The organism is uncultured Winogradskyella sp. (assembly GCF_963975125.1).
GTDB lineage: Bacteria > Bacteroidota > Bacteroidia > Flavobacteriales > Flavobacteriaceae > Winogradskyella.
In genome coordinates, this window is sequence record NZ_CAXBGB010000034.1 from 16,389 (window position 1) to 30,019 (window position 13,631).

At 33.4% G+C, this 13,631-nt stretch carries 13 protein-coding genes; 2 read left to right on the forward strand and 11 right to left on the reverse strand.

Translation table 11 applies throughout. From position 1 onward, the window contains the following. Window position 1: 1 nt before the first annotated feature. The 11 genes from AAC053_RS06725 to mraZ all read right to left on the reverse strand — a co-directional run bounded on the left by AAC053_RS06725 (window position 2) and on the right by mraZ (window position 12,265). Entirely contained in the window at window positions 2-721 is a 720-nt protein-coding gene (locus AAC053_RS06725; RefSeq protein WP_339754442.1) for a hypothetical protein, read from the reverse strand. Beyond that, window positions 711-2,063, reverse strand: coding sequence for a UDP-N-acetylmuramate--L-alanine ligase (gene murC, locus AAC053_RS06730; RefSeq protein WP_339754444.1), 1,353 nt, complete (start codon window positions 2,061-2,063; stop codon window positions 711-713). The genes AAC053_RS06725 and murC overlap by 11 nt, the downstream gene beginning before the upstream one ends. After that, window positions 2,060-3,157, reverse strand: coding sequence for an undecaprenyldiphospho-muramoylpentapeptide beta-N-acetylglucosaminyltransferase (gene murG / locus AAC053_RS06735; RefSeq protein WP_339754446.1), 1,098 nt, complete (start codon window positions 3,155-3,157; stop codon window positions 2,060-2,062). The genes murC and murG overlap by 4 nt, the downstream gene beginning before the upstream one ends. After that, complete coding sequence (locus tag AAC053_RS06740; RefSeq protein WP_339754449.1) at window positions 3,157-4,350, reverse strand: FtsW/RodA/SpoVE family cell cycle protein; 1,194 nt, start codon at window positions 4,348-4,350, stop codon at window positions 3,157-3,159. The genes murG and AAC053_RS06740 overlap by 1 nt, the downstream gene beginning before the upstream one ends. A 57-nt stretch (window positions 4,351-4,407) precedes the next feature. Continuing rightward, window positions 4,408-5,739, reverse strand: coding sequence for a UDP-N-acetylmuramoyl-L-alanine--D-glutamate ligase (gene murD / locus AAC053_RS06745; protein WP_339754451.1), 1,332 nt, complete (start codon window positions 5,737-5,739; stop codon window positions 4,408-4,410). Further along, window positions 5,739-6,980, reverse strand: coding sequence for a phospho-N-acetylmuramoyl-pentapeptide-transferase (mraY, locus tag AAC053_RS06750; protein ID WP_339754454.1), 1,242 nt, complete (start codon window positions 6,978-6,980; stop codon window positions 5,739-5,741). Before mraY ends, murD begins: the two co-directional genes overlap by 1 nt. Before the next feature lie 13 nt (window positions 6,981-6,993). Then, window positions 6,994-8,457, reverse strand: coding sequence for a UDP-N-acetylmuramoyl-L-alanyl-D-glutamate--2,6-diaminopimelate ligase (locus AAC053_RS06755; RefSeq protein WP_339754458.1), 1,464 nt, complete (start codon window positions 8,455-8,457; stop codon window positions 6,994-6,996). Further along, entirely contained in the window at window positions 8,454-10,415 is a 1,962-nt protein-coding gene (locus tag AAC053_RS06760) for a penicillin-binding protein (RefSeq protein ID WP_339754474.1), read from the reverse strand. The genes AAC053_RS06755 and AAC053_RS06760 overlap by 4 nt, the downstream gene beginning before the upstream one ends. A gap of 151 nt (window positions 10,416-10,566) precedes the next feature. Further along, window positions 10,567-10,884: an FtsL-like putative cell division protein gene (locus AAC053_RS06765; protein ID WP_339754461.1), complete on the reverse strand. Its 318-nt coding sequence runs from the start codon at window positions 10,882-10,884 to the stop codon at window positions 10,567-10,569. A gap of 30 nt (window positions 10,885-10,914) precedes the next feature. After that, entirely contained in the window at window positions 10,915-11,811 is an 897-nt protein-coding gene (gene rsmH, locus AAC053_RS06770) for a 16S rRNA (cytosine(1402)-N(4))-methyltransferase RsmH (protein WP_339754464.1), read from the reverse strand. Continuing rightward, window positions 11,798-12,265 carry a division/cell wall cluster transcriptional repressor MraZ gene (gene mraZ / locus AAC053_RS06775; protein ID WP_339754466.1) on the reverse strand — a complete coding sequence of 156 codons (468 nt, stop codon included), beginning with the start codon at window positions 12,263-12,265 and terminating at the stop codon, window positions 11,798-11,800. Before mraZ ends, rsmH begins: the two co-directional genes overlap by 14 nt. 282 nt (window positions 12,266-12,547) lie before the next feature. On the opposite strand from mraZ, the gene AAC053_RS06780 reads away from it, so the two are divergent. Further along, window positions 12,548-13,312, forward strand: coding sequence for an alpha/beta hydrolase (locus tag AAC053_RS06780; protein WP_339754468.1), 765 nt, complete (start codon window positions 12,548-12,550; stop codon window positions 13,310-13,312). A gap of 51 nt (window positions 13,313-13,363) precedes the next feature. Next, window positions 13,364-13,631, forward strand: a 268-nt coding sequence (gene yihA / locus AAC053_RS06785) for a ribosome biogenesis GTP-binding protein YihA/YsxC (protein WP_339754472.1), incomplete at its 3' end; no start/stop codon positions are given.

The window sequence follows — 13,631 nt, forward strand, 5'->3', positions numbered from 1 at the left end:
TTTACTTTTTGGTGCATATAACTTGTTTATCAAATTTTAGATTTATTACTTTATAACTATCTAAAATTTTGTCTTTCATTGCTTTCTGATAAAAAGCTTTGAAATTATTTATCTTTTTTTTGAGATTTTCTAATGTTCCTAAATGAACGGTAAAATCACTCTTCCTAATTTTAAAATCAATTGTTTCATTATCATTCTGTCGAATCTCTATGACGTGCTTTTTTAAAAATTCATCTTCTTCTACAGTCTTAGCAAATTGAAAAACTGTTTTAAGCTTATTTTTTTTAATATTACCTGTAACGAGTGGTACTCTTGCAGAATAATTAGACGACAAAGGCATAAAAGAACCTTCATCATCTATATAATATGATGCATTTGTATTGACTCTTGCAATAGGTCGTTTTTGTTCAATTTCTGCAGAAAGCTCGCCGTCTATTGACATAAACACTTCTGCTCTCTTTATCATTGAATTAGAATTTAGGGCAATTTCTAATTCGTTCAAATCTATAATATCTTTAGGTTGTTCCGTAACAGGTTGTAGATTTTGTATTAACAATTTACTAACAGTCGCATCTGTAATAAACAACTTGTTTTCTCCTAAAAATTTTATATTCGATTCAGAAATTTTTCTTGCGTTATTTCTTTGGTTTGAAAACGCAAATAAGCCACCAACAATAATTAGTAACCCAATGATTTTTATATAGTTATAATTAATTCGCAATGTTAAACGCTTTATTAATATGTTTTACTTCTTCACCAATATCTCCAGCTCCAATAGTTAAAACCACCTGAGCATTAGATTTTTTTATTTCATTAATCAATTCTAGTTTCTGAATCAATTTTTTATTTGGATTTTCAATTTTATTTAACAACCAATTTGATGTAATACCTTCAATGGGTAATTCTCTTGCCGGATAGATATCTAACAATAATAATTCATCAAATTTTGAAAGGCTTTCAGCAAAACCATCTACAAAATCTCGGGTTCTAGTATAGAGGTGAGGTTGAAAAATCGCCAAAACTCTTTTGGTAGGATACATTTCTCTTACTGCTTGATATACTGCATTAATTTCTTCAGGATGATGTGCATAATCATCAATAAATACAAAATCATCCTTTTTAATGTGATAGGTAAATCTGCGCTTTACACCTTTATAAGATGCTAAACCCTTGGCGAGCTGGTGGTGAGGGAGTCCGTATTCTACAGACATCGCCAAGGCTATTATTGCATTCGACAGATTGTGTCTACCAGGTAGGTTAAATTTGAAATCTTTATATAATCCGCTAGGTGTTTGCACATCGAACACATAACTTCCATTTTCTATTTTTACATTTTTAGCACTATAATCCGAATCGTCTTCTACACCATAGGTAATACCGTCTAACGGTAAACCATTTCTAACAAATAGTTTTCCATTGGGCTTTATACACTCCGTAAAATCTTTGAAGGATTTAATAAGTTCCGAAGCATCACCATAAATATCTAAATGGTCTGCGTCCATAGAAGTGATACATGCTAAATCTGGTGATAAGGTTAAAAACGAACGATCAAACTCATCTGCTTCTACAACTGTTACTTCAGTTCCGTTTAGAATTAAATTAGAATTATAGTTCTCACTGATTCCTCCTAAAAAGGCAGTCATAGGAACACTACATTCGTTCAATAAATGACCTAAAATACTTGTAGTTGTGGTTTTTCCGTGAGTACCAGCCACAGCAAGACATGTGGTTTGCCTAGTAATTTCCCCTAAAACAGCAGATCGTTTTAAAACATTAAAATTATTAGTTTTAAAATAATCTAATTCTGAATGATCTTTTGGTATCGCAGGTGTATAGACAATTAACGAAGATTCTAAATTAAAATACTTTGAATCGATTTTAGACACATCATCACTAAAATGAATATCTGCGCCTAAATCTTGTAAGGCTTGAGTTATTTCTGTTGATGTGTTATCATAACCAGCCACATGCTTTCCTTTGGCTACAAAATAACGCGCCAAAGCACTCATACCAATACCTCCGATACCAATAAAATAGACGTTATGTACAGCACCTAAATTCATTTAACTCTTAATAATTTTTCAACTTCGTCCACGATGTCGTTTGTAGCGTTTACAAGCGCCAATGCTTCAATATTTTTACTTAATTCTGTTCTTTTTTCTTCGTTAAAAATTAAATCTGAAAATTGATTTTGAAAATCTAATTCTAGATCTTGCTCTCTAATTAAAATTGCTGCATTTTTATCTGCAACTGCTTTGGCATTTTTAGTCTGATGATCTTCTGCCACATTAGGAGAAGGAATAAATATTACAGGTTTTCCTACAATACATAATTCTGAAACTGAAATTGCTCCAGCTCTAGAAATGATAACATCAGCTGCTGCATAAGCCATATCCATATTATTTAGAAATGCATGCACTTGTACATTCTCTAATTTATTGTACTGCTTATACTGATTGTAATAGAGTTTACCACATTGCCAAATCACTTGCACGTTTTGCCCCTCAAAAGATTCAATATGTTCTTCTATTAACTGATTAATTCTTCTTGCTCCTAAACTTCCTCCCAATACTAAAAGTGTGTACTTACTATGAATTAATGTAAAAGCATCTTTACCTTTAATTTGTTTGCTTTTTACGTCTAATAAATCTTTACGGATTGGGTTACCCGTTAATCTTATTTTTTCCTTCGGAAAGAATTTTTCTAAACCTTCATAAGCCACACAAATGGTATTAACTTTTTTACCTAATAGTTTATTTGTGATTCCTGGATATGAATTCTGTTCTTGAATTAAACTTGGAATTTTCTTGGTCACGGCTACGTGCAACAAAGGTCCACTTGCAAAGCCACCAGTACCAATTACTGCATCTGGCTTAAAGGTTTTAATTATTTTTATAGACCTTAAGAGACTTGTCACTAATTTGAATGGAAACATTAGATTTTTCAAGGTTAGTTTTCGTTGAATACCAGAAATCCATAAACCCTCAATCTTATAACCTGCTTGTGGCACTTTATCCATTTCCATTCTGTCCGAAGCACCAACAAACAAGAACTCAGCATCAGGATAACGTGACTTTAATTCGTCTGCTATTGCAACAGCAGGATAAATATGTCCTCCTGTTCCGCCACCCGATAATATGAATTTATAGTTACTCATTAAATGGTTTCGCTTAAAATTTCTAATGGGTTATCTGAATAGTCTTTATCTTCATTGTCTTTTAATTCTTGTCGTCTTGCACTAACACTAAGAATTATTCCTATTGCCAGGCAGGTCATCCAAATAGACGTACCTCCACTACTAATTAAAGGTAAGGTTTGACCCGTAACAGGAAATAATTCTACAGCAACAGCCATATTAATTAATGCTTGAAAAACAATTGGCAAACCAACGCCCAACACTAGTAATTTTCCGAATATAGTATCTGATTTCTGGGACACAATAACAATTCTAAACAGCAACCACGAATACAACACCAAGAGAAATAAACCACCTATTAAACCGTATTCTTCAATTATAATAGCGAATATAAAATCTGATGATGATTGTGGCAAAAAGTTCTTTTGCACACTCTTCCCTGGACCCACACCTTTAATCCCTCCAGATGCTATTGCAATTTTTGCTTTTTCAATTTGATAATCGGCTTCTGTATCTGCGTTATTAGAGTAATTTAGAATCCTATTTTCCCATGTAGTTGCCTTTACATTTAATGAGCCTGTTGTCGTCTTTGCAATCAATACAAAGAAAACCAAAGCAATTATTCCTGATAAGACTATTATTCCTAAATACTTAACAGGATAACCACCTACAAATGCCAAGGTCATAATCATTGTAAAAACAATTGCTGTGGTTGAAAAATTAGCCGGCAGAATTAAAATTAAAATTAAGAATACTGGTGTCCAAAGGGGCAAAATAGTTTCTTTAAAACTCACCTGCTTGTCTTTTATCTTAGAAAGATACCTTGCAACGTAAACCATTATTACTACAGCCGCTAAAGTTGATGTTTGAAAAGAAACTCCTACAACAGGAATCTGTATCCAGCGACTAGCATTTGCCCCTTGAATTGTTGTTCCTTGCAACATTGTGATTACCAAAAGAACAAACACAATTGGCATCAATACCATCGATAAACCTCGAAAATATTTATAAGGCACTCGGTGTACACCATACATAATGGAAAAACCTAATGCCAAATGCATAAAATGCTTTACAAAAAAAGAGAATGTATTACTTGAGCCAACAGCAAGATTACTTGCTGCACTATACACTGGTAAAAAGGAAAATATAGCCAATAGCGTGACTATTGCCCATATAGCACGATCTCCTTTTATTTGTGTAAATACGTTTTGCATTTTTAACCTAATAACTTTTTATTGATGAATCCCTAAATCATCTTTATATGATATAACCTATAAATTACGTACGGCATTTTTAAATTGACGTCCTCGATCTTCATAATTTTCGAACAAATCGAAACTTGCACAAGCGGGTGAAAGCAGTACATTTTCGCCAGCGTCTGCCACTTTATAAGCAATCTTAACGGCTTCACTCATATATTGTGTTTCAACGATAACATCAACCATATTCCCAAAGGCTTCAAACAATTTCTCATTGTCTAATCCTAAGCAAATAATTGCTTTTACTTTCTCATTAACAAAAGGAAATAATTCATTATAATCATTACCCTTATCTTCACCACCAACTATCCATACCGTAGGAGCATCCATACTTTCTAATGCATAATAGGTTGCATTAACATTGGTTGCTTTAGAATCATTGATGTATTGCACTTTATTAATTTTTAATACATGCTCTAATCTATGCTCAACACCTTGAAAATTCTCTAAACTTTCTCGAATAGTTTGTTTTCTAATTTTGAGTAAATGCGCCACAGTAGAGGCTGCCATTGCATTCTTAATGTTATGTTTACCTTCTAATGTTATGTTTTCTGTTGGCATAATTATTTGGTTATTATCTATTGTTATTATTATCTTATTATTATCTAAATACGCACCTTCGTCTATGACTTTAGTCAACGAAAAAGGCAATTTTTTGGATTGAATTTTATGGTTTCCTAACCATTCTAAAATCACTTGATCATCACCGTCATAAATAAAATAATCTTCAGCACTTTGATTTTCTACAATTTTAAATTTTGATGCGATATAGTTTTCAAACTTATTGTCATAGCGATCTAAATGATCTGGTGTGATATTGGTTAAAATCGCAACCTTTGGTTTAAAATCATGAATGTCATCTAGCTGAAAACTGCTTATTTCTAGCACGTAATTGTTATGGTTACCTTCTAGAATCTGATTAGCAAAACTGTCTCCAATATTTCCTGCTAAACTGACATCTAAGCTCTGTTTTAGCAAATGATGCGTTAATGTTGCAGTTGTCGTTTTACCATTACTTCCAGTTATTCCAATCAAAATCGCATCTGTATAATATGAAGCAAATTCAATTTCTGAAACCACTTTGATCTCGGTTTCACGGATTTGTTTTACCAAAGCCACTTTGTCTGGAATACCAGGACTTTTCATGACGATGTCTGCATTCAGAATTTTTGATTCTGTATGCTTTTCATCTTCAAATTCAATCTCATTATTTAAAAGAACGTCTTTATACTTTTCTTTAATCTTTCCCTTGTCGGATACAAATACATTGTATCCTTTTGCTTTTCCTAAAAGCGCAGTGCCTACTCCACTTTCTCCTCCACCAAGAATAACTAACCGTTTCATTATCTGATTTTCAACGTCACTATGGTTATGATGGCTAATAAAATGCCGACAATCCAAAAACGTGTTACAATTTTGCTCTCGTGATATCCAGATTTCTGATAATGGTGATGTAAAGGCGACATTTTAAATATGCGCCGCCCTTCTCCATGTTTTTTTCTTGTGTATTTGAAATAACTCACCTGCATCATTACTGACAAATTCTCCGCCAAGAAGATTCCGCACAGCACTGGTATTAGCCATTCTTTCCTAACTGCAATAGCAATTACAGCTATAATTCCTCCAATAGTTAAACTACCAGTGTCACCCATAAAAACTTGAGCTGGATATGCGTTATACCACAAAAACCCAATCAATGCTCCTACAAAGGCTGCTATATAAATTGTTATTTCCTCAACTCTTGGGATATACATAATCTCCAAATATTCTGAGAAAATGATATTACCAGAAACCCAAGCGAAAATGCCTAATGTTAATACTATTATTGCAGAAGTACCAGCTGCCAAACCATCAATACCATCTGTGAGGTTTGCTCCATTTGAAACTGCCGTGATAATAAAAATGCTAACTAGAATGAAAATGACCCAAGAATACTTTTCTAAACCTGGGCTAATCCAAGTGATTAAATCTGAATAATCAAACTCATTACCTTTAATAAATGGAATGGTAGTTTTCGTCGACTTCTCTTCGGCTTTAAACAATTTAGTTGGAGATAAATCAGGGTTTTCAGCTAATAAAACTCTTTGTTCTTGGATAGGTAATTTTTCCTTTATAGTTACATCGTTATGAAAGAATAATGTTGCACCAACAATAATCCCTAAACCAACCTGACCAAGGACTTTAAATTTTCCTTTTAATCCATCTTTATCATTTTTGAATTTTTTGATATAATCATCAATAAATCCAATGGTGCCCATCCAAAGTGTCGTTACAATTAGTAAAATGATGTAAATATTTTCAAGTTTAGCCAAGAGCAACACAGGGATCAAGGTTGCTAGGATAATTATAATTCCACCCATAGTAGGTGTACCTGCCTTTTCAACTTGCCCTTCTAATCCTAAATCACGAATAGTTTCACCAACTTGCTGTTTTTGCAAAAATCTAATAATGCGTTTACCAAATATTGTAGAAATTAACAATGACAAAATAATAGCTATAGCGGCTCTAAAGGTGAGATACTGAAATAGCGAAGCTCCAGGGAATTGGAATTGTTTTTCTAAATATTCAAATAAGTAATACAGCATTCTTGGTTATTATTTATTTCTGTAATTGTTTTAAAAATTCTTGTACCGTTTTATAATCATCAAAATCGAAGCGTTCTCCTTTAATTTCTTGATAGGTTTCGTGTCCTTTGCCTGCTATTAGGATAATATCCTTCGCGCCTGCTATTTGACAAGCTGTTTTAATTGCTTGTTTTCTATCTGTTATGGACAATGTCTTTTTGAAATTCTGAGGCTCTACCCCTTTTTCCATATCTTCAATTATCGTTTCAGGTAATTCACTTCGTGGATTATCGCTTGTAAAAATCACTTTTGTACTTAAAGCCGAAGCGATATGTGCCATTTTTGGTCGCTTTGTTTTATCTCTGTCACCACCACAACCAACAACCGTAATTAGCTCTTCATTTTTGGTTCTGATACTATTTATGGTTTCTAATACATTCTTTAAGGCATCTGGTGTGTGTGCATAATCTACAATTGCCGTAATTTTTTCATCTGAAACAAAATATTGAAAGCGTCCAGAAACATTTTCGAGCTCACTTATTAATCTTAAAATTTCTACTTTATCCAAGCCTAATAATTCCGCAGTTCCATAGATTGCTAGAATATTGTATGCATTAAAACTTCCAATCAGTCGTGTCCATAATTCATTATCATTTAACTTTAATAACAAACCACTAAAATCATTTTCTAAAATCTGTGCTCTGTAATCAGCATAGTTTTTTAGTGCGTAAGTATATTTTTTTGCTTTTGTATTCTGAAGCATTACCAAGCCATTTTTATCGTCTATATTAGACAATGCAAAAGCATCTTTTGGCAACTGGTCGAAAAATGTCTTTTTCACATCTCTGTATTTCGCAAAAGTTTCATGGTAATCTAAATGATCGTGAGATAGATTGGTGAAAATTCCTCCTGCAAATTTCAAGCCTTCTGTTCTACTTTGATGAATACCATGTGAACTGACCTCCATAAAACAAAACTCTACACCTTCATCATTCATTAACTTTAAATACTTGTTAATGGTTAATGAATCTGGCGTTGTATGCGTTGCTTTAAAGGTTGTATTATCAACCATTATCTTAACAGTAGATAATAATCCAACCTTATAACCAGCCTTTTTAAACAGTTGATACAATAAACTTGTTACTGTTGTTTTACCATTTGTACCTGTAACTCCAACAAGTTTTAAATTCTCTGAAGGATGCGCGTAATAATTAGCTGCCATAAAAGCTAAAGCCTGATTAGAATTAGCAACTTCAATATAGGTTACACCATCTTCAAAGATTTCTGGAAGCACCTCACAGACTATAGCCGTTGCTCCATCTTCAATAACTTTTTCAATGTATTTATGTCCATCAGTAATTGTTCCTGAAATCGCTACAAAAACATCATTAGTTTTAATCTGACGTGAATCAAATTCAATTTTATTTATAGCAATACTTGTGCTACCAACCACAGCATTAATAGTAACCTTGTACAATATGTCTTTTAGAATCATCATGAGGCCTCTAAGACAATTGTTTGATTAGGCTGTAATTTCTGATGCTTATCTACCGACTGCTTTTTTATTATACCATTTCCGTTTAATTTCACCTTAACATTAACTTGAAGATTCTCAAGTAATGCAATTGCGTCCATTGCTGGCATACCAACAACACTCGGCATTAACTCTTTGTATTTACGTGCGTTTTCGTAATAGCTTTCAAAATCTTGATTCACCAAATTATTATTAAAGTCTAGTGTTTGTACTTCGTCAATAATTGGTGTATCTGTATATATTTTTTGAGCAATACGTTTAAAAACTGGGCCAGAAACATCTGCTCCATAATAACCTACTTTAGTACTTGGTTTATGAATTACTACAATGCAAGAGTACTTTGGGTTTTCAGCAGGAAAGTAACCTGCAAAAGACGAGATGTATTTTTTGTCTTTATTCCATTCTTCAAAATTAGCATAGTCAGTTCTTGCTGTACCTGTTTTGCCAGCCATAGAAAAAGTTTCAGAATACATACGGCTACCAGTACCACGAATTACAATATTCTTTAAAATATCTCTGATTTGAGCCAATGTTCTATCTGAACATATTTCATCTACCAATACTTCTTTCTCAAAAACTTCAATATCCTTATCAAAAGATTTTACTGCTTTTATAAAGCGTGGCTTTATCAATTCTCCATCATTAGCAATGGCGTTATAAAAGGCTAAAGTTTGTAATGGTGTCATTGTTAGATTATAGCCATAAGCCATAGATGGCAATGCATTTTTGCTCCAATTTGACGCACCAGGTTTTGGAATATCTGGTTGACCTTCACCTACAATTGAAACACCGAGTGGTTCATCTAACTTCCACTTACTTAATCTTTTTAAGAATTTTTCTGGTTGTTTAGAATAATTATCATCTACAATAGTAGCTAAACCGATATTAGATGACACCTCCAAGGTACGAGCTGCAGATATTTTACCATAACCTCCACGATGGGAGTCGCTAATTGTTCTTCCGTAGAAGTATTTTACACCATTCTTTGTATCAATAACAGTAGAGGTATCGATAACTTTATCTTCTAAAGCTGCCATCATTGCAATCACTTTAAATGTAGATCCTGGCTCATGACTTTCTCCAACTGCATAATTTAAGCGTTCATAATATTTACCCTCTTTATTTCTTCCAAGGTTAGAAATCGCCTTAATTTCTCCTGTTCTCACATCCATAACAACAACACAACCATGTTCAGCTTCATACTTTTCTAGCTGTCCTAAAAGCGAATGATGTGCAATATCCTGTATATTAACATCTATTGTGGTATAAACATCATAACCATCTTGTGGCTCTATCTGGTCATAATCCGCAATAGGCTTCCACTGTCCATTACCAATTTTTTGTTTTAGACGTGTTCCCTTTATGCCTCGTAAATATTTTTCACCAAATGCACCATCGATACCAGCTCTTGTGACATTACTGTCTTTATCAAAACGCTCATACCCAATAGATCTAGAGGCAATACCTCCCATTGGATGTTCTCTTCTGGTCGTTTGCTCAACTATAAGACCACCTTTAATTGCTCCAAGATTTAATAAGGGAAAATTGCGAACTCTGATATAATCTGAATAACTAATGTTTCTAGCCAATAGGAAATACCTATTCTTATTTTTTCTCGCCTTTCTAATAACGTTTTTATAATATGACGCTGACTTCCCTCTATAGGCTGAAAGTGAATCTGCCAAGCCATCTATCCGTTCTTCAAAAACATTCTTTTTTGCTTGTATTGCATCAATTCTAATATCGTATTTAGGAATGGATGTTGCTAAAAGACTACCATCTGCAGAATATACATTTCCGCGATTTGGCTCAATATCAAAATCTTTTACAGTACGTTTCTCAGCAAGCTCTCTATATTGATCTCCTTGTATAAATTGAATACTACAGAGCTTAAAGACTACAGCCAATGCAAAGACAAACATGCAACCTGCCACGAAGTACAATCTGTTTAATATGTTGGTTTCTGTTGTTGCCAAAGTCTATTCTTGTTGTGATTTAGCTCGATAATCGAGATTAAGTTATTCTTACACTATATTTTAAATTTCATCTTTCACCTAAGGCGTAAATTAATTCCTATTCAGAAGCTTTTACCCTAATTTTTGTCGGTGGAATTTCTGAAATCTCAATTCCCTTTTCTGCTACTTTATTTATTATGGATGACTCCATCTTTAACCGCATCAATTTTGATCGTCCATCTACAAATGCAGATCGTAATTCTTTAACTTCGTTTGTCAACCTAGCAATCTCATATACTTTTTTATCAGCACTATGAGAACTCGCAATCATAATGATGGCTAAAAACGAAATAAAAATGATGATGCGCCAATTTTTAAACGAATCATCACTGATTAGAAACTTACCTCTTAATATGCTGTAGATGTTTTTTTTCATGCTACTTCCTGCGAAGGCAGGAATCTCTTTTTATAACTTCTCAGCAATCCGAAGCTTCGCGCTTCGCGCTCTGTTATTCACTTTTATTTCAGAATGTGTTGGGACTATTAGCCCACCAACTTTTTTTAATGGCACTTCAAAATTTCCAAATACATCTCGCTCTGGCTCTCCTTCAAATAATCCGTTTCTTATAAAGCGTTTGACCAATCGATCTTCTAAGGAGTGATAAGAAATAAAACTTAGCCTACCGCCTCTTTTCAAAATTTCAGGTGTTTGGGTTAGTAATTCTTTTAAAACTTCAATTTCTTGATTCACTTCAATCCGGATTGCCTGATAAATCTGAGCCAAAACCTTATTCTCTTTTTTATGATTTAAAAAAGGCTTTAGCACTGTTTTTAGTTGCTCGCTAGTTTTAATTTCAGTTTTTGCACGTTCCTCAAAAATCACTCTTGCCATTGCTGACGATTGTCGTAATTCACCATACTGAAACAAGACTGCTCTTAATTGCTCTTCGCCATAATTATTAACTACCTCAAAAGCAGAAAGCTTGTTCTCTTGGTTCATTCGCATATCTAAATCTGCCTCAAATCTGGTAGAGAATCCACGTTCTGCAACGTCAAACTGATGTGAAGAAACTCCAAAATCAGCTAAAACACCATCAACCTCCTTTACTCCATAAAATCTTAAAAACCTTTTTACAAACCTGAAATTCTCATTAATGAGAACAAACCGATCATCTTCAATTGTATTTTCTAACGCATCCTTATCTTGATCAAAGGCATATAACTTTCCTTCTGGTCCTAATCTAGATAATATCTCTCGACTATGACCGCCTCCACCAAAAGTGACATCGACATAAACGCCATTTGGCTTTATATCTAAACCATCCACGGTTTCTTTTAGTAAAACTGCATTATGATATTCCATCGTCGTCCTCTTGTCCCATTACTTCTTCTGCTAAATCCGCAAAGTCTGTAGCAGCATCATCAATAGCTTGTTCGTATTTATCTTTGTCCCATATTTCAATAATGTTCACTGCAGAAGCCAATACAATTTGCTTTGAGATACCAGAAAAACTGATTAAATCTTTAGGAATTAATAAACGACCTGCACTATCAACCTCTACGATTTTTACACCAGCAGTAAAACGCCTAATAAAATCATTGTTCTTCTTCTTAAAACGATTGAGTTTATTAACCTTCTGCATCATTTTGTCCCATTCCGCCATAGAATATAACTCCAAACACGGCTGAAAAACAGCACGTTTCAGCACAAAACCATCTTGTAGAGCACTAGCCAACTGTTTCTTTAAAACAGCCGGAATCATTAGCCTTCCTTTGGCATCAGCTTTACACTCGTATGTTCCTGTAAATGAATTCAAGATAATTCGTTTCTCATTTTAACGATTAAGATTCAAATATATTGAAAAAAAAGCCACATTTTACCACACTCTCCCACTTTTGTTGATAAGTTTTGTACTCTAATTTTTAGAATCTCATTAAAACTCAATAAAATCGATATCTAGAGTTAAACTGTAAAGTGGGATTTATTAACAGCATAAGTTTTACAGCAATAAATTTAAAAACATTGAAAATGATAGATATATTTTTATTCAAAAGGATTTAGTTATATTTGTTTTTAACACTAAAGCACTAACATGTAGATGGCACACCTTTTAAAAAAAGAAAAGGATTATAGATATATTGAAATTGGAGAAGGCACACCAATTATTGTGTTACATGGGCTAATGGGAGGACTTAGTAATTTTGATGCTGTGACTAATTATTTTAGTTCAAATGGGTACAAAGTTATTATACCTGAATTGCCAATTTACACCATGTCTTTATTAAAAACCAATGTAAAAAGCTTTGCTAATTATCTAAAAGCATTCATAGAATTTAAAGGCTTAGATGAGGTTATTTTATTAGGCAATTCTTTAGGTGGCCATATTGGTTTATATCACACAAAATTATACCCTAAGAAAGTAAAAGCACTTATCATAACAGGTAGTTCTGGGCTATATGAAAGTGCCATGGGAGGTGGTTACACAAAGCGTAGTGATTACGAAGTTATAAAAAAGAAAGCACAAGATGTATTCTATGATCCAGCTGTTGCAACTAAGGAAATTGTTGACGAGGTTTACAAAACTGTAAATGACAGAAATAAGCTTATTAAAACTTTAGCGATTGCTAAAAGTGCCATTAGACATAACATGTCCAAAGATTTACCTAAAATGCATACACCAACTTGTATTATTTGGGGAAAAAATGATAATGTTACTCCTCCTGAAGTTGCTGTAGAGTTCGATGAGTTATTGCCAGATTCAGAACTATTTTGGATTGACAAATGTGGTCATGCAGCTATGATGGAACATCCTGAAGAGTTTAATAAGATTCTCAATAGTTGGTTAGAATCTAAAGGATTGTAAATCACACCTCTAAGTTTAATTAAAAAGATTCCTGCTTCCGCAGGAAGTACCATGAAAATAAAATCAGCTGAATTTGTCGTTAGTAACTCCGAGGTCACTAAATGTCCAAAAAACAATTTCCCAGAATATGCATTTATAGGAAGAAGTAATGTTGGCAAGTCTTCATTAATAAATATGCTAACTGATAGAAAAAGTCTAGCAAAAACTTCTGGAAGACCTGGAAAAACACAATTAATAAATCACTTTATTGTGAATGATAATTGGTACTTGGTAGATTTACCAGGTTATGGTTATGCACGTGTCTCGAAATCTTCAAAAA

Excerpts from the sequence above, each read along its gene's own strand:
- murC (WP_339754444.1), bottom strand. The coding sequence starts at position 2,063 with ATGAATTTAGGTGCTGTACATAACGTCTATTTTATTGGTATCGGAGGT.
- murG (WP_339754446.1), bottom strand. The coding sequence starts at position 3,157 with ATGAGTAACTATAAATTCATATTATCGGGTGGCGGAACAGGAGGACAT.
- AAC053_RS06740 (WP_339754449.1), bottom strand. The coding sequence starts at position 4,350 with ATGCAAAACGTATTTACACAAATAAAAGGAGATCGTGCTATATGGGCA.
- murD (WP_339754451.1), bottom strand. The coding sequence starts at position 5,739 with ATGAAACGGTTAGTTATTCTTGGTGGAGGAGAAAGTGGAGTAGGCACT.
- mraY (WP_339754454.1), bottom strand. The coding sequence starts at position 6,980 with ATGCTGTATTACTTATTTGAATATTTAGAAAAACAATTCCAATTCCCT.
- AAC053_RS06755 (WP_339754458.1), bottom strand. The coding sequence starts at position 8,457 with ATGATGATTCTAAAAGACATATTGTACAAGGTTACTATTAATGCTGTG.
- AAC053_RS06760 (WP_339754474.1), bottom strand. The coding sequence starts at position 10,415 with ATGTTTGTCTTTGCATTGGCTGTAGTCTTTAAGCTCTGTAGTATTCAA.
- AAC053_RS06765 (WP_339754461.1), bottom strand. The coding sequence starts at position 10,884 with ATGAAAAAAAACATCTACAGCATATTAAGAGGTAAGTTTCTAATCAGT.
- rsmH (WP_339754464.1), bottom strand. The coding sequence starts at position 11,811 with ATGGAATATCATAATGCAGTTTTACTAAAAGAAACCGTGGATGGTTTA.
- AAC053_RS06780 (WP_339754468.1), top strand. The coding sequence starts at position 12,548 with ATGGCACACCTTTTAAAAAAAGAAAAGGATTATAGATATATTGAAATT.